17 protein-coding genes and 1 other RNA gene are annotated in these 14,661 nt (G+C 50.2%); 7 read left to right on the forward strand and 11 right to left on the reverse strand.

The annotated features are described in order from the left end of the window. Positions 1-91: 91 nt before the first annotated feature. Positions 92-877: an endonuclease/exonuclease/phosphatase family protein gene (locus tag ACTHSP_RS00260; protein WP_049329699.1), complete on the forward strand. Its 786-nt coding sequence runs from the start codon at positions 92-94 to the stop codon at positions 875-877. A gap of 163 nt (positions 878-1,040) precedes the next feature. Here the strand turns inward: ACTHSP_RS00260 and ssrA are convergent. The 3 genes from ssrA to ACTHSP_RS00275 all read right to left on the reverse strand — a co-directional run bounded on the left by ssrA (position 1,041) and on the right by ACTHSP_RS00275 (position 3,032). Continuing rightward, positions 1,041-1,403: a transfer-messenger RNA gene (gene ssrA / locus ACTHSP_RS00265) on the reverse strand. 113 nt (positions 1,404-1,516) lie between these two features. Beyond that, complete coding sequence (locus tag ACTHSP_RS00270; RefSeq protein WP_049351378.1) at positions 1,517-2,731, reverse strand: pyridoxal phosphate-dependent aminotransferase; 1,215 nt, start codon at positions 2,729-2,731, stop codon at positions 1,517-1,519. 85 nt (positions 2,732-2,816) lie between these two features. Beyond that, the gene (locus ACTHSP_RS00275; RefSeq protein ID WP_003682441.1) at positions 2,817-3,032 is read right to left on the reverse strand and encodes a tautomerase family protein; all 216 of its coding nucleotides are present in this window, start codon (positions 3,030-3,032) and stop codon (positions 2,817-2,819) included. 165 nt (positions 3,033-3,197) lie between these two features. On the opposite strand from ACTHSP_RS00275, the gene ACTHSP_RS00280 reads away from it, so the two are divergent. Next, the gene (locus tag ACTHSP_RS00280) at positions 3,198-3,797 is read left to right on the forward strand and encodes an MlaC/ttg2D family ABC transporter substrate-binding protein (protein WP_049351377.1); all 600 of its coding nucleotides are present in this window, start codon (positions 3,198-3,200) and stop codon (positions 3,795-3,797) included. Between the two features lie 59 nt (positions 3,798-3,856). Here the strand turns inward: ACTHSP_RS00280 and efp are convergent, their stop codons facing one another. Genes efp through ACTHSP_RS00295 form a run of 3 tightly spaced genes read right to left on the reverse strand, consistent with a single transcriptional unit; the run spans position 3,857 to position 5,927 of the window. Beyond that, on the reverse strand, positions 3,857-4,417 hold the full coding sequence (efp, locus tag ACTHSP_RS00285; protein WP_049351376.1) for an elongation factor P: 561 nt from the start codon (positions 4,415-4,417) through the stop codon (positions 3,857-3,859). A 42-nt stretch (positions 4,418-4,459) separates the two neighbouring features. Further along, positions 4,460-5,617, reverse strand: a complete 1,158-nt coding sequence (earP, locus tag ACTHSP_RS00290) for an elongation factor P maturation arginine rhamnosyltransferase EarP (protein ID WP_049351375.1) — start codon at positions 5,615-5,617, stop codon at positions 4,460-4,462. Between the two features lie 31 nt (positions 5,618-5,648). After that, complete coding sequence (locus ACTHSP_RS00295; RefSeq protein ID WP_049351374.1) at positions 5,649-5,927, reverse strand: hypothetical protein; 279 nt, start codon at positions 5,925-5,927, stop codon at positions 5,649-5,651. Between the two features lie 102 nt (positions 5,928-6,029). Between ACTHSP_RS00295 and nadE the strand changes: the two genes are divergently transcribed. Continuing rightward, entirely contained in the window at positions 6,030-6,818 is a 789-nt protein-coding gene (nadE, locus tag ACTHSP_RS00300) for an NAD(+) synthase (RefSeq protein WP_049351373.1), read from the forward strand. A gap of 67 nt (positions 6,819-6,885) precedes the next feature. On the opposite strand, the gene ACTHSP_RS00305 is transcribed toward nadE, so the two are convergent. Continuing rightward, positions 6,886-7,086: a protein MIGRI gene (locus ACTHSP_RS00305; protein WP_003682450.1), complete on the reverse strand. Its 201-nt coding sequence runs from the start codon at positions 7,084-7,086 to the stop codon at positions 6,886-6,888. A 116-nt stretch (positions 7,087-7,202) separates the two neighbouring features. Between ACTHSP_RS00305 and metX the strand changes: the two genes are divergently transcribed. Together metX and metW are read left to right on the forward strand one after the other, a co-directional pair. Next, positions 7,203-8,342 carry a homoserine O-succinyltransferase MetX gene (gene metX, locus ACTHSP_RS00310; protein WP_049351372.1) on the forward strand — a complete coding sequence of 380 codons (1,140 nt, stop codon included), beginning with the start codon at positions 7,203-7,205 and terminating at the stop codon, positions 8,340-8,342. Further along, positions 8,339-8,920 (forward strand): methionine biosynthesis protein MetW, encoded by a 582-nt coding sequence (gene metW / locus ACTHSP_RS00315; RefSeq protein ID WP_003682452.1) that lies wholly within the window; start codon positions 8,339-8,341, stop codon positions 8,918-8,920. Before metX ends, metW begins: the two co-directional genes overlap by 4 nt. Before the next feature lie 95 nt (positions 8,921-9,015). On the opposite strand, the gene ACTHSP_RS00320 is transcribed toward metW, so the two are convergent. After that, on the reverse strand, positions 9,016-9,480 hold the full coding sequence (locus ACTHSP_RS00320; protein ID WP_003685247.1) for a low molecular weight protein-tyrosine-phosphatase: 465 nt from the start codon (positions 9,478-9,480) through the stop codon (positions 9,016-9,018). Between the two features lie 86 nt (positions 9,481-9,566). Then, complete coding sequence (locus ACTHSP_RS00325; RefSeq protein ID WP_049351371.1) at positions 9,567-10,667, reverse strand: hypothetical protein; 1,101 nt, start codon at positions 10,665-10,667, stop codon at positions 9,567-9,569. A gap of 205 nt (positions 10,668-10,872) precedes the next feature. On the opposite strand from ACTHSP_RS00325, the gene gloA reads away from it, so the two are divergent. Continuing rightward, a complete protein-coding gene (gloA, locus tag ACTHSP_RS00330; protein WP_070589865.1) occupies positions 10,873-11,286 on the forward strand; it encodes a lactoylglutathione lyase in 414 nt (137 codons plus the stop codon). A 51-nt stretch (positions 11,287-11,337) separates the two neighbouring features. Here gloA and ACTHSP_RS00335 read toward each other — a convergent pair whose 3' ends face one another. Both ACTHSP_RS00335 and ACTHSP_RS00340 read right to left on the reverse strand, forming a co-directional pair. Then, entirely contained in the window at positions 11,338-12,087 is a 750-nt protein-coding gene (locus ACTHSP_RS00335) for a lysophospholipid acyltransferase family protein (protein WP_049351369.1), read from the reverse strand. Positions 12,088-12,192: 105 nt separating this feature from the next. Beyond that, positions 12,193-12,942, reverse strand: coding sequence for a GNAT family N-acetyltransferase (locus ACTHSP_RS00340; RefSeq protein ID WP_049351368.1), 750 nt, complete (start codon positions 12,940-12,942; stop codon positions 12,193-12,195). A gap of 308 nt (positions 12,943-13,250) precedes the next feature. Between ACTHSP_RS00340 and ACTHSP_RS00345 the strand changes: the two genes are divergently transcribed. Continuing rightward, entirely contained in the window at positions 13,251-14,582 is a 1,332-nt protein-coding gene (locus tag ACTHSP_RS00345; protein ID WP_049351366.1) for a YadA-like family protein, read from the forward strand. Positions 14,583-14,661 lie beyond the last annotated feature (79 nt).

Raw genomic sequence — 14,661 nt, forward strand, 5'->3', positions numbered from 1 at the left:
TTTTATTCTTTAAACAAGTATAACCAAAATTGCCGTAAAACCACACGCTCCGGTGCTATACTGAAACAAATAAACCGCTTCATCACACATCATGTCTCCCCGTCCAGTTACCATTACTTCCTACAATATGCACAAAGGCATGTCTGCGCTCAACCGCAAAGTGCAGGTCAACCGCATGGCTGACGCGCTGGGTGCATTGGGTTCGGACGTTTTGTTTTTACAAGAAGTCCAAGGACAACATCTCAACAGAAGCCGCCGTACCGACTTTCCCGATGCGCCGCATTATGACATCATCGGCGACAGCCTCGATTATCATCGCAGCTACGGTAAAAATGCCGTCTATCCTAAACGCCATCACGGCAACGCCATTCTCAGCCGCCTGCCGCTGAAAACGGAAAACAACCTCAACATCAGCGTCAACAAACTTGAACAACGAGGCCTGTTGCATTGCGAAGTCGTGCCCGAAGGTTGGGAAGATCCGCTGGTGTGTTTGTGCGTCCACCTCAACCTGCGCGAGCCGGACCGCCTCAAACAATACCGTGCCATCAGCGACTACGTTGGCCGATATATTTGTCCGGAAAGCCCGTTGATTATCGCCGGTGATTTTAATGACTGGCGGCAGAAATCAGCCCATGAGCTGGGCAGGGCATTAGATTTGAACGAAGTATTCGTCGATAATACAGGCAAACGCCCCAAAACCTTCCCTTCGCGCCTGCCCATCCTCAGCCTCGACCGCATTTACACGCGCAACCTTGATGTCATTGATTCTGAAATCCACAACAGTAAAGACTGGCAGCATTTGTCAGATCATCTGCCATTGAGTGTAACGGTTAGGCCGCATCGTAAAATGAATATGAAATCAGATAGAAAAATGTAAGGTTGAAATTTTTTTAAAGCACTATTGGCAATGTATCGAAAGAAAAAGTTTTTTCACTTGGATATTTGAGACAAAAACAGGCCGTCTGAAAAGTTTCAGACGGCCTGTTTAAGTTTATAAAAAAGCGCAAACCTTTTTATGTCAAAAGTTTGCGCTTTAAATCTGGTGGAGGCGGGGGGAATCGAACCCCCGTCCGAAAGTCCTCTACAGAGCGTTCTACATACTTAGTTGTGTCTATTTAGAATCTCGTCCTCATCATGCCGACCAACAGGCCTTCAGAGAACCAGTTACCTTAAATCTCGTTTCCTGCCAAGTAACCTGACAGAAAACCAGTCAATGTAGAATGACGTTGCGGTAGCTTGCGCTACACAGCCCATTGACCAACTGCTGCAACGGCAGGCCTTAAGCGGCCAGTGCGTAAGTTTCGTCGTTTGCGACTATTTAAATTCAGTGTTTAACGGGAAATCTGAGACCCCGGTATGCCCGCATCTGCTTTGCAACCCCCGTCGAAACCAAGATCGCCCCCAGATAGGAAAAGTCGATTATACGCATGTCAGCGTGCTTTGCCAAGTTGCCGATTGATTGAAAAGGCCGTCTGAACAGCAGTTTGCTTTTTCAGACGGCCTGTTTGGCTTAGGTTTATTGATGGTAGTTTTGCAAGAAGCGTTTGAGTTTGTCCATGGCTTCTTCGATTTGATGAACGGGCGGCAGGGTAACGATACGGAAGTGGTCGGGGCGTATCCAGTTGAAGCCTGTGCCTTGGACGAACAAGACTTTTTCACGCACGAGCAAATCGTAGACGAATTTCATGTCGTCATGAATGCCGTACATTTCGGTATCGATTTTTGGGAACATATACATCGCGCCCATTGGTTTGACGCAGGAAACACCGGGGATTTGGTTGATCAGTTCCCATGCTTTATTGCGTTGTTCCAACAGGCGGCCGCCTGGCAGGATAAATTCGTTGATGCTTTGATAGCCGCCCAAGGCCGTCTGAATGGCGTGTTGCATCGGCGTATTGGCACAAAGACGCATGGAAGAGAGCATATCGAGGCCTTCAATATAGCCCTTGGCATGATGTTTCGGACCGTTGAGCACCATCCAGCCTTGGCGGAAACCGGCCACGCGGTAGGCTTTGGAGAGGCCGTTAAAGGTAATGGTCAGCAAGTCGGGAGCGAGGGCGGCAATGTGATGGTGTACAGCACCATCGTAAAGAATTTTGTCGTAAATTTCGTCGGCAAAAATAATCAGGCCGTGTTTACGCGCCAGTTCGGCGATTTCCAGCAGGATTTCTTTGCTGTACACCGCGCCGGTAGGGTTGTTGGGATTGATGACGACGATGGCTTTGGTTTTCGGCGTAATTTTGGCTTCTATATCGGCCAGATTCGGGAACCAGTCGTTTTCTTCGTCACACAAATAATGACGCACATTGCCGCCGGCCAGTGTCGCGGCGGCGGTCCACAGTGGATAGTCAGGCGCAGGAATCAGGATTTCATCACCGTCGTTGAGCAATGCCTGCATGGACATGGTAATCAGCTCGGAGACGCCGTTGCCGATGTAAACGTCGTTGACGGTAATATCGCGCAAGCCTTTGGTTTGATAGTAATGAACGATGGCTTTGCGTGCGGAATAAAGGCCTTTGGAGTCGCAATAGCCCTGCGCGGTCGGCAGGTTGCGGATCACGTCAACCAAGATTTCATCAGGCGCTTCAAAGCCGAATGGGGCAGGATTGCCGATATTGAGCTTGAGGATTTTGTTGCCTTCTTCTTCCAGTTGCAGGGCTTTTTTATGAACCGGGCCGCGGATGTCGTAGCAAACGTGATCCAGCTTGGACGATTTGGGAAATTTCTCCATGATGTGTGTTCCGTAAAATTGTTAACAATGGGGGTAAATGTACTCTTTTTGCGGGTAAATTAAAAGCATTTCAGACGGCCAAAGCTTACTTATTGCGCGCTTCGGCTCGGCGAACCGTCACGCTTTTTCCGCCTATGCCCCAGTTATCCATATCGATTTCGTCAATGACGACAACGGTTGTCTCAGGGTTTTTGTTGAGAACGCGTGAGAGTAATTCGGTTACGCCGCGGATTAATTCGGCTTTTTGCTCTGCACTCGGGGCTTCACTGCCGCCGGTTACTTTGATGTTGACGTAAGGCATGGCTGTCTCCTTTTAAAATAACGTTCATATGTTATCTTATTTTTATCAGGCCGTCTGAAATTTAATTGCAGGATTTTTCATTGCTCATGACTGCTTTTACAAAGAATTAAGTTTTTTGGAATAGATTGTTTTTACAATGCGGTTTTATTTTGGATGGATATCGTCATGAACCGTTTTCTTCAGTCTTTGATTGTGGCTGCACCGATGGTAATTGCCGCGCCTTATGTGGCAGCGGAAACGCATCCGGCGCAAAAGCAGATGCAGCAGAACATTGATGCCGTGTTGAAAATTGCACGCAATACGTCTTTGACAGAAGCGCAACGTGTGAAACAAGTTGAGCAGTATGCCAACCGTTATTTGGATTATGAGCGTATTTCGGCTTTGGCGGTTGGTGCGCCATGGCGTGAATTTTCTGCCAAACAGAAAGCTGATTTTATCCGTGCATTCAAAGATATGGTGATTGCGATGTACTCGCATTCTGCACTGATTGGTGCGGCGGATGCGAATGTGCGCCTGTTGCCGAAGATGACGGCAAACGGCAATAAGTTTGACGTTTTCTCGGAAATTCAGACCAAAAAAGGCACCAAGTATGAAGTGGCCTACCAGCTTTACGAAAGCGGCGGTGCGTATAAGATTTACAACATCCGCGTGGACGGTACCAGCCTGGTAACGGTATACCGCAATCAATTTGGCGAGCTGATTAAGAGCAAAGGTATTGACGGTACGATTGCGACTGTCGAAGCCAAGGGCTTGAAGAAACAATAAGGCAGATTGAGAAAAAGGCCGTCTGAATATTCAGACGGCCTTTTTGTGTTACGGGCTGATTAAGCACGTTTGCGGAATTCGCCGGTACGGGTATCGATTTCGACTTTGTCGCCGTTTTCGATGTAAGACATCACTTGGATTTCAGTGCCACCGACCAGACGTGCGGTTTTCATCACTTTACCGGAGGTATCGCCTTTAACGGCAGGCTCGGTATATTCAACTTCGCGAACGATGATGGTAGGCAATTCTACGGAGATTGGGTTGCCTTCGTAGAAAGTTACTTCGCATACGTCTTCCATGCCGTCAACGATGAATTTCAACGCGTCGCCGATGTTGTCGGCTTCGATTTCGTATTGGTTGAATTCTTCGTCCATGAAGACGTACATTGGATCGGCAAAGTAGCTGTAAGTACAGTTTTTGCGGGCCAAGATTACGACGTCGAATTTGTCGTCGGCTTTGTAAATGGTTTCAGAAGCGGCACCAGTCAGCAGGTTTTTCAGTTTCATGCTGACTTTGGCGGAAGAGCGACCGCCTTTGATGTATTCGGTTTTTTGAACAACCATAGGGTCGTTGCCGACCATGAATACGTTGCCGGCGCGCAGTTCTTGTGCTGTTTTCATTGTAGTTTTCCAATCAAATCGGTTGTAATAAAACGCGCTATTTTAGCGTATTTTTTTGTGCTTTGAAATAAAGGCGGCAAGTTTTTCAACGGCACTTTTTTGTGCAAAAAGTCCGTCCCGCCATTTTGCCGCGCTTTGCCGCCATTCGTTTTGGTGTGCCGTCAGGGTTTGCCATGCCTGCAGGCGCTGGCTGTCGCTGAGTGCTTCACCGTTGTTGAGTTCGTCGGAAAGGCGGCGGTGTGCCGTGGAGACAACATCCGGATAAACCTGATGCGCTTTGTCCCAAAACGCGTGCAGCTTGTCGAGATGGATATTTTCTTCTTGCGGATAGATGTGCCAAAAGAAAGGTTTTCCGACGAGCTGGGCACGGACAAAGCTGTCTTCGCCGCGAATGACGGCGCCGTCGGCAAGGGTGAGCAGTTTGTCGAAATCCTGTTGGGCAACGAAAGGGATTTTGATCAGGGTAACGTGTTCGCTCTGATACACATCGCCGTCTTCAAGCAGGGCATTTTGCGGCACTAGGCCGCTGTTTTTCAGGCTGGCGATGATTTGTGTACCTGCCAACAGCAGAGTAATGGGTTGGCCGGCCTGTTGCCACATGGTCAGCCATTTTGCCCAAATATCGCTTTGATAGCCGAAAAGCAGCCATTCGGGCGCATTTTTTTCGGGAAGTTTGAGTTGTCGGCGTAAGGCTTCCGTATCAAAGCGGGCAGATTCGGCGTAATCGCGTTCGCGCAGCAGGCCGCCGCTTTTTTCGCTGAAACCCATAAACCAAAAATATTTCTGTATGCCGCCGGCTTGAGGCGAGGGCATTAAGTGCAGCCTTTCGTTGCTGTCTTCCGCGCTGAGGTATTCCCAGTTAAGCCAAAGCGGTCGGTGTTGGCGGATGATGGTTTGAACGTTGTCGGGCAGTTCGCAGGCGAAGGTTTCGATGACGATGTCGGGGGTAGGGGCTGTATCGGTATCTTCGGCATGGTCGGCTTGCCAAGCGTGAATGCCGATGCCTTGGTGGATATTGGGAATCGAGGCCAAGTTAGGGCAGAGTACCTGAAGGGACGGGAAGTCGTCTGTCCATAAATGCACTTGCCAACCGAGTTCGCGTTGCAAAACACGCGCCAGCCGCCATGAAACGCCGATGTCGCCGAAGTTGTCGATGACGTTGCAGAAAATCCAGCAGGTATAAGGTGGGTTGGTGTTCATGGAAAAATATGCCCAAGGCCGTCTGAAAACATCAGAATGCGCCGAAATAGTGGAACAAATAAACAATCAGCAAAACAATCGGGATAAACATCAAAATGCTTTGCCGTTTCAATTCAGGCTCTTGTTTGAGGTGGTGTTTGATGACGTCAAAGAGGACGAATTTAAATAGGAACGTGGCTTCGCAGGCAAGGATGATGCCGTTGATGAGGTGTTGCGTTTTATCTTCGGGCGGGTTGAGGGCAAACCACAAGAGGGTGGCGAGCGGAACCAGGCAGACAACGAGCCAGCGCAGAAGTATGGGTTTGGACATGGTGTGCGTGCAAGAAATAAAAAGGGCATTATACCCTGTCGGCTTTCAGACAAGTGCAAATCAGGCTATCATTCGTTTTATTTGAAGCGAACATTTATCCCTATGCAAACCCAAGCCATCATCCGCCATATTGTTCAATGGCTCAAAGATTACGCCGAGCAGGCGCGTGCCAAAGGTTTTGTCGTCGGCGTATCCGGCGGCATCGATTCTGCCGTGGTTTCCACACTTGCCGCGCAAACCGGTTTGTCGGTTTTGTTGTTGGAAATGCCGATTCGTCAGAAATCCGACCAAGTCAACCGCGCGCAAGAGCACATGGGCCGTCTGAAACAGCGTTATCTCAATGTGAAAGCGCAAAGCGTCGATTTGACTCAAACTTTCGATACGTTTGCCGATACCGTTGATGTCAGCGAAACCGAATTTCCCAACAAACAGCTGGCACTTGCCAATGCACGCAGCCGCCTGCGCATGACGACGCTTTATTATTACGGTCAGTTGCATGGTTTGCTGGTGGCGGGAACGGGCAATAAAATTGAAGATTTTGGCGTCGGTTTCTTTACCAAGTACGGCGATGGCGGCGTGGACATCAGCCCGATTGCCGATTTGACCAAAACTCAAGTGTACGCGTTGGCAGCCGAGCTGGACGTGTCGGAGGATATTCAAAAAGCCGTACCGACGGACGGACTTTGGGATACCGAGCGTACCGATGAAGAGCAAATGGGCGCATCATATCCTGAACTCGAATGGGCGATGAGCGTGTACGACAGCCACAAGCCTGAAGATTTTGAGGGCAGACAGCGCGAAGTTTTGGCAATCTATACCCGATTGCACAAAGCCATGCAGCACAAAGTCAATCCGATTCCGGTTTGCAAGATTCCGGAAGAGCTGTTTTAAGTTTGAACATCAAAAGGCCGTCTGAAAACGCTGGATTAAGGTTTCAGACGGCCTTTTATATTTTATTTCAATAAGAATTGGGAATATGCTTGAAAAACAGCATCATCAGATACCAAAACAGCGTAGCGGCCGCCGCACCCAGCAATACCCACGCACTGATTTTGGCGATTTCCCGAATGGTGCGCTTTTGTTTGCGGCTGAACAAACGGTTCACAATCAATGCCGCTATGGCGCAAAAGAAAAAAAATCTCAAAAGCCTGCCTATCATTTCACATTCTCCCAAAAATATTGCCTTTAATCAGGGCAGGCCGTCTGAAGCCTTATGCACAAAACAAAAACGAAACGTTATAATACCCCTTTTGCCGCTTCACTTGGAAATTACAAATGACAACAAATGCCTCAGTGGGCATTGTAACGCCCCAGAAAATCCCGTTTGACACACCGTTTGCTCTGGAAAACGGCAAAACCTTACCCCGTTTCGACCTGATGATTGAAACCTACGGCACACTCAATGCCGACAAAAGCAATGCCGTCCTTATCTGTCATGCCCTGTCAGGCAATCATCACGTTGCCGGCAAGCACAGTGCGGAGGATAAATACGCCGGCTGGTGGGACAATATGGTCGGCCCCGGCAAACCCATCGATACCGAACGCTTTTTCGTTGTCGGTTTGAACAACTTGGGCGGCTGCGACGGCAGTACCGGTCCTTTGTCCGAAAATCCTGAAACCGGCCACGAATATGGCGCGGATTTTCCGGTTGTAACCGTCAAAGACTGGGTGAAGTCCCAATCCATGCTTGCCGATTACCTCGGCATTCAAAAATGGGCGGCCATTGTCGGCGGCAGCTTGGGCGGTATGCAGGCATTGCAATGGACGATTTCTTTGCCTGAACGCGTTGCCCACGCGCTCGTTATCGCTTCTGCGCCTAAACTTTCCACTCAAAATATCGCGTTTAACGATGTTGCCCGTCAGGCCATTTTGACCGATCCAGATTTCCATGAAGGCAATTACCGTAGCCATCGTACCGTTCCTTCACGCGGTTTGCGTATCGCGCGCATGATGGGGCACATCACCTATCTTGCCGAAGACGGCTTGGGTAAAAAATTCGGCCGCGATTTAAAATCAGATGGTTATCAATACGGCTATGGCGTTGAATTTGAAGTGGAATCTTATCTTCGCTATCAAGGCGATAAGTTTGTCGGTCGTTTTGATGCCAATACTTATCTGCTGATGACTAAGGCACTCGACTACTTCGACCCGGCCGCCGATTACGGCCACAACCTCACGCGCGCCGTGGAGAATGTGCAGGCCAAATTTTTTGTTGCCAGCTTCAGTACTGACTGGCGCTTCTCGCCGCAACGTTCGCATGAATTGGTCAAGGCATTAATCGCCGCGCAAAAATCCGTGCAATACATTGAAGTCAAATCCAATCACGGCCACGATGCCTTCTTGATGGAAGATGAAGCCTATATCCGCGCGGTTGCCGCTTACATGAACAACGTTTATAAGGACTGCCAAAAATGAATCTGCGCGACGATTTGCAACTCATTTACGATTGGATACCCGAAGGCAGCCGCGTACTTGATTTAGGCTGCGGCGACGGCGAACTGTTGGCCGCGTTGGTGGAACATAAAAATTGCACCGGCTACGGCGTTGAAATCGATACCGACAGCGTGATTGCCGCCATATCCCGCGGCGTGAACGTCATTCAAGCCGATTTGGAAGAAGGTTTGGTGGCTTTTGGCGATCAAAGTTTTGATGTGATTGTCTTGAGCCAAACCATTCAGGCGATGCAGAACACGGAAAAAATCCTGCGCTGCCTGATGCGCGTGGCCAAGCAGGCTATTGTCAGCTTCCCTAACTTCGGCTACTGGCGCAACCGCTTTCAAATTGCCGTCGGCGGCCATATGCCGGTTTCCGAGCGGATGCCGTATCATTGGTACGATACGCCCAATATCCATTGGTGTACCCTTAAAGACTTCGATTTATTGTGCGCCAAAAACAAAATCCGCGTGCTTGAGCGTGCGGTCATGACCGGCAATAAACAGATTAAACATCTGCCGAATTTATTGGGCAGTCTGGCGTTTTATCGCGTAGGTTGATTGAGGTCATAGATAAAGACCGTCTGAACAGGTAATCACGAAAGCATGGCTTTTGCAGATACCTGTTCAGACGGCCTTTTTTTGTTAAAGCCGGTTTAAGCCTGTTTCAATTTTTCCAACAAGGCCAAACTGCCGGCATCGACCAGACGGTAGGTTTCGTCAAAGTCGCCCGTGTACCACGGATCGGGAACGTGGTTGTAACCTGAATCGGGAATAAGGTCGGTCAGTTTGAAGATTTTGCCGGGGTGGAAACCGAGCTGCTTTTCGGTTTCTCTGAGGTTGTTGTCGTCCATCACGATGATGTAGTCGAAATGTTCGGCATCGCTGGGTTTGATTTTGCTGCTGGTAAAGCCTGACGGGTCGATGCCGTGTTGCTTGAGTGCGCGGCGCGTGCCTTCGTGCATGTCTTCTCCGTCGTGCCAGCCTGATGTGCCTGCGCTGGCTGTAATGACGGCATTGCCCATGCCTGCTTCGCGGGCGCGGTGGCGCAGGACGTATTCGGCCATGGGGGAGCGGCAGATGTTGCCGAGGCAGACGAAAAGGATTTTGTGGGTTTTCATATGCGTGAAAATGAGCGGTAAGCTTTGAAAATCAATGCAACACGCTAAACCGTTTTCAGACGGCCTTGGCGTGTTGCATTTTCAACTTAGTTTACATGGCTGAAGAAAGGATTGTGGCCTTCCAGTTTCAACGCTTGGGCATAAGTAGGGATGTTCTCGTTTTCGCCCAGTGGGTTGTGCAGCAGGTAGAGGTGCTCGATTCGGCATTCGGCCATCAGGTCGAGGAAGTTTTGCTGAACGATGGCGATATTGTCGGTTGAGGCCAGCTCCCATGTGAAGGTCTGCGGAACGATTTCAAACGTGCTGTCTGTCGCGTTGAAGCTGAACTGGAGCTTGCCATCCGCTTTCGCTGCGGCGACAACGCCGACACGCGGGCTTTGCATACGGATGGCGCGGATGGCGTTGGTGGCAAAAACGTCCATGGCCATGCGTTGGCGGGTGTGGCTGCCGTCGGTAAGCGCGTCAAGCGGCGTATTGGGCGAGAGCGGGTTGGTAAAGAGGGTAACGCCGTCGAGGGCGAGATGCTCTTGCCAAACCTGCATCAATGGCAGGCCTGCCTGTTGCAGGTTGAGGCCCAAGGCCGTCTGAATGTCTTTATTGCCGTAGCCCAGCGCGTAAACCACATGGACGGATTGACCTTCGGGCAGCGTCAATGGTTTGTATTCGAATTTTTGCAGGAATGCGCCTGCCGCTTCATCGTTTTGCTTGGCTTGGAACCACTCGCCCGGGGTAACGCTGCTCAAGTCGGTAGATTGAACGAGGTAAGGCAGCCATTGTGTGTTTTGCGTGAGGGTGCGCAGATTAGGGTAGTTTTGCAGGCAGGAAAAGAGGGCTTCGGTAGGTAGCGTGAGCGGCAGGGTTTGTTCTTTTTTGCAACCGGCGACCAAAACGACAGGCAGGGCAAACCATTGGGCTTCGTTATCGTTTTCTGCTTTTAAGACTTCGCCCACGCTTTGAATCAGGCTGGTGTAAGTACCAACATCGGGCGCCATGGTCATCGCCAATGAAAGGTTGATGTAATGGTTTTGGCTGAGCATGGTGCGGATTTCGGTTTGCAGTTGTCCGGCCGAAAGTTTGCGTGATGCGGAGGAGGAGTTGTGCGCCAGCTGATAGGCATTGAGCAGAAGGTAGTTTTTGATAGGGCTCTGCGGATAAGGGCGGGTATCTGGAAGAACAAAGGTTTTCATGACGGTTTGAAGTGTTGTGTTGTAAGTGTGGCGATTATAGCAATTTAGTCAGTCGGTGTGCTTGTTAATAAATCAAATTCAACTGGCGATAGGGATACGCTTCATTTTCACACGGGTTAAGTATCGGCATTTTCTAAGATGAGGAGGGTAAATGCCCGATGTGTTATAATTCATGACCAAATATAATTCAGAAAGGAACAAAATCATGCGCTTGCTTCATACTATGTTGCGTGTCGGCAATCTCGAACGCTCTTTGGATTTCTATCAAAATGTATTGAACATGCAACTGTTGCGCCGCCGTGATTATCCTGAAGGCCGTTTTACTTTGGCTTTTGTCGGTTATGGCGATGAGGCGGACCATACTGTTTTGGAACTGACCCACAACTGGGATACCGAGTCTTACGACTTGGGCGAGGCTTACGGCCATATCGCGATTGAAGTTGATGACGCTTACGCTGCGTGCGAACGTGTCAAAGAGATGGGCGGTAAAGTGGTACGCGAAGCCGGCCCGATGAAACACGGCACGACTGTGATTGCGTTTGTCGAAGATCCGGACGGCTACAAAATTGAATTTATTCAAAAGAAAAGCGGTAGCGATTCGGTACAATATTCATCTTAAGACATGAGATAATGGAAAAGGCCGTCTGAACATTCAGACGGCCTTTTTTGATTAGCCCAACTGTTTTTGCTTTTCGCTCAACAGGGCGTGTACGTGAAGCGCGGTAACATAACGGTCTTCTCCTGCTTCAATCGGATCGAGGAAATGCAGCTCGACCGTGCTGGAAGGTTGGCTGATGACCATGCAGATAGATTGCCAAAGGCTGATGTCGCCGTAGTAGGCAGTGTGCGGATTGGGGCTGCTGCCGTCCGGATTCGGATAGCGGCAGAGTGCCGGAATAATCGGTACACCTGCATCATAGGCCGTCTGAAAAAAGCTGGGTTTGAACGGCAGGATTTCACGGCCTTCGGTACTGGTGCCTTCGGGGAAAATGGTGACGGTATCGCCGTTTTTCAGCGCTTCGGTCACGCCTGCAATTTTGGCGGAATTGCCTTTGATACCGCGGTTGCGCGAGACGTAAACCGTTTGCGCCTGTGTGGCGAGATAACCGACCACCGGCCATTTGGCCACATCGTCTTTAGCCACAAAGCGGCCGGGAAAAGCGCCGTTGACCGCCATAATGTCCAACCATGAAATATGGTTGCTGATAAGCATTTGGCCGCGGTCTTCTTGCGGCGGCGTGCCGAAAGTTTGCAGTTTCATGCCGCAGGAAGCGAGTACGCGCAGCGACCATAATTGGATTGCGCGCAGTTTGCGTTTGCTGCTGTAAAAGGGAAACAGAAAAAACATTTCGGCCATGCCGTACAAAAGGCAGCCGGCAATACAGAGAAGACGGAAGGCGAAGCGTAGTTTGGCAGTCATGTCAAAGGGGGAGTGTTTGTGTGTGTCGGGCGTGTGGGTTTGAATCGTTTCAGGCCGTCTGAAAGGCTGGACTCGCACTTTCAGACGGCCTGTGTGCCCTGACGTTTATGGGCGGGGGGCGAATTTTTGCAGATAGCGGTCGCTCAGTTTCGTGATGTCCATCATGATCAGCACATCCGCGCAGTTGAATGCTTCATCGACGCAAGGCTCGCCGCAAAACCACGCGCCTGCTTTGAGATAGCCTTTGATCAGTGCGGGTACAGGCGGATTTTCAGACGGCGTGATGCTGTCCCATTTGAGCGGGTTGAGTGGTTTGACGCGCCATTGTTCCGGAGCGAGGTATTTGTCTTTCAAAGCATGATACAGGCCCGCCGCATCGTTGCCGCCGTCGCGCATTTCGATACTGCCGCAACCAATCATAAAGCGCAGGTTTTCGTCTTTCATGAATTTGACCAAACCGGTCCACAACAGCATGACCAAGCCGCCGTTGCGGTAGTCCGGGTGGGTGCAGGCGCGGCCGAGTTCTACGGTTTGAGGCAGGATGTCTTTCAAAGGCTCAAGGTCGAATTCATGCTCGCTGTACCAGCCGCCGACTTTTTTTGCGGTTTCTTCTGTAATCAGGCGGTAGCAGCCGATAACTTCGCCGGTTGCATCATCGAAGGCGAGTAGATGGTGGCAATGTTCATCATAAGGATCGACATCGCGGCCGTCATCGCTTTCGATTTCCGCTCCCAATTCTTGGGCAAAAACCTGATAGCGCAATCTTTGGGCGGCTTCGATTTCAGCTTGGGTTTCTGCAAGGCGTACGCTCAGGCCGATTTTGGGGCTCGTTTGATTGAAACGGCTGGGGGACATGATGTTTCCTGTTTGAAGAAAATGGCTGATTATAGCGGATATACGGACAGATTTATATTGATTTGCTTTGCGGTAGGGTAAATTATGTCGGGTTGTTGGAAAAAGGCTTCAGGCCGTCTGAAACTGATGGCTGTTTCGAAGGATGGTCAGGAATATTTGCCAGGATGTTTGAAATTTATGACACAAATCAAAATATCTATCCAAATTATTTAATATGAGAATAAAAATATATACAATATAACTAGTTCAAAAGTATTAATATGATTGAATGGGATATTTTTAATATTTAAAAAATGGAGAATATAAAGATGAAACTGAATGTATCGCTCAGACCTTTGTGTTTGGCTTTAGCGCTTTTTTTCGGTACTGCGTATGCGGACGGAGGTATCGTTGCTGGAACCATGCACAAGACGGGTTCTTTGGCTGTCGGTAAAGAATCCGTATCGGGCGAAAATGCCGCTGCAGTTGGCGACAAGGCTAAAGCAGGTGGCTATAAGGCGGCTGCTTTGGGTTATGATTCTGCCGCTTCCGGTTTAAGCGCAACTGCTTTGGGTGGCGAATCCAAGGCGGAGGCATTGCGGTCGGTGGCGGTTGGCTTTCGGGCCCATGCCAAGGGAACAAATGATGTAGCAGTCGGTGGCGCAGCGGCTGCTTCTGGCGGTCAATCCGTTGCAGTTGGCCTGCTGTCCAAGGCTTCGGCTTTGCGTGCCGTTGCGGTAGGTAATGGCGCGCAGGCAAGTAATATTGATGCAGTAGCTATCGGCAGAGATAGTGAGGCGGATGCGCTCAGTGCGACGGCCTTAGGTGATCGAGCTAAAGCACGTGGGACTCAATCACTTGCGCTGGCATCGGCTGCTGAAGCAGAAGGTTATCAAGCAGTGGCGGTTGGTACGCGTGCGGTATCGAATGCCGTAAACAGTGTAGCTTTGGGTGTCGAGTCTTCCGCTACAGCCTTGAACGGTCTGGCTGTCGGCACCAGCTCCAGTGTGCGTAAAGAAGGTGGTACCGCAGTCGGCGGCGGCGCATCGGCTTTGGAAGAGAAATCTTTGGCACTCGGTTTCCAAGCCAAAGGTAAAGCCGAGAAAGCAGTGGCTCTGGGTGCACAAAGCATCGCAGATTCGGCTGCAGGGCAGGCAGGCTATGATTTTGCGACACAGTCGGCAAGTCAATCTGAAGAAACGGCATGGAAATCGACATTGGGCGCGGTTTCGGTTGGCAATGAAAAGGACAGCCGTCAAATTACCCATGTGGCTGCCGGTACTCAGGATACGGATGCGGTAAATGTGGCTCAGGTTAAAAGGCTTGCGGAAAGATGGCGGGCCGACAGTCAGCAAAAAGAGTCGGCGGTGGCTGCTCAAATCAATCAGATACGAGCTGAAACACACGTAGAAATGAAAAAACTGGAAGACCGTGCGGATGCCGGCTCTGCTGCTGCGATTGCGGTGGGTAATCTGGGACAAGCTTACCAGCCGGGACAGGGTGCGGTATCCATTGGCAGCGGCGTTTGGCGCGGAAAGGCCGGTTTTGCTGTCGGAGTATCGAAAGTATCCGCCAGTGGCAAATGGCTGGTGAAAGGTTCGGCTGTTGGCGCATCTAAGGGTGGTGCAGGCGGTGGAGCCAGCGTAACCTATCTGTGGTAGAAAATTTCAGATGGCCTTGAATGTTGAGGCCGTCTGAATTTGGCATGCCAAGCGGTAGAAGCGTAAAATTAACGTTTTT

The organism is Neisseria sp. P0001.S005 (genome assembly GCF_051963715.1).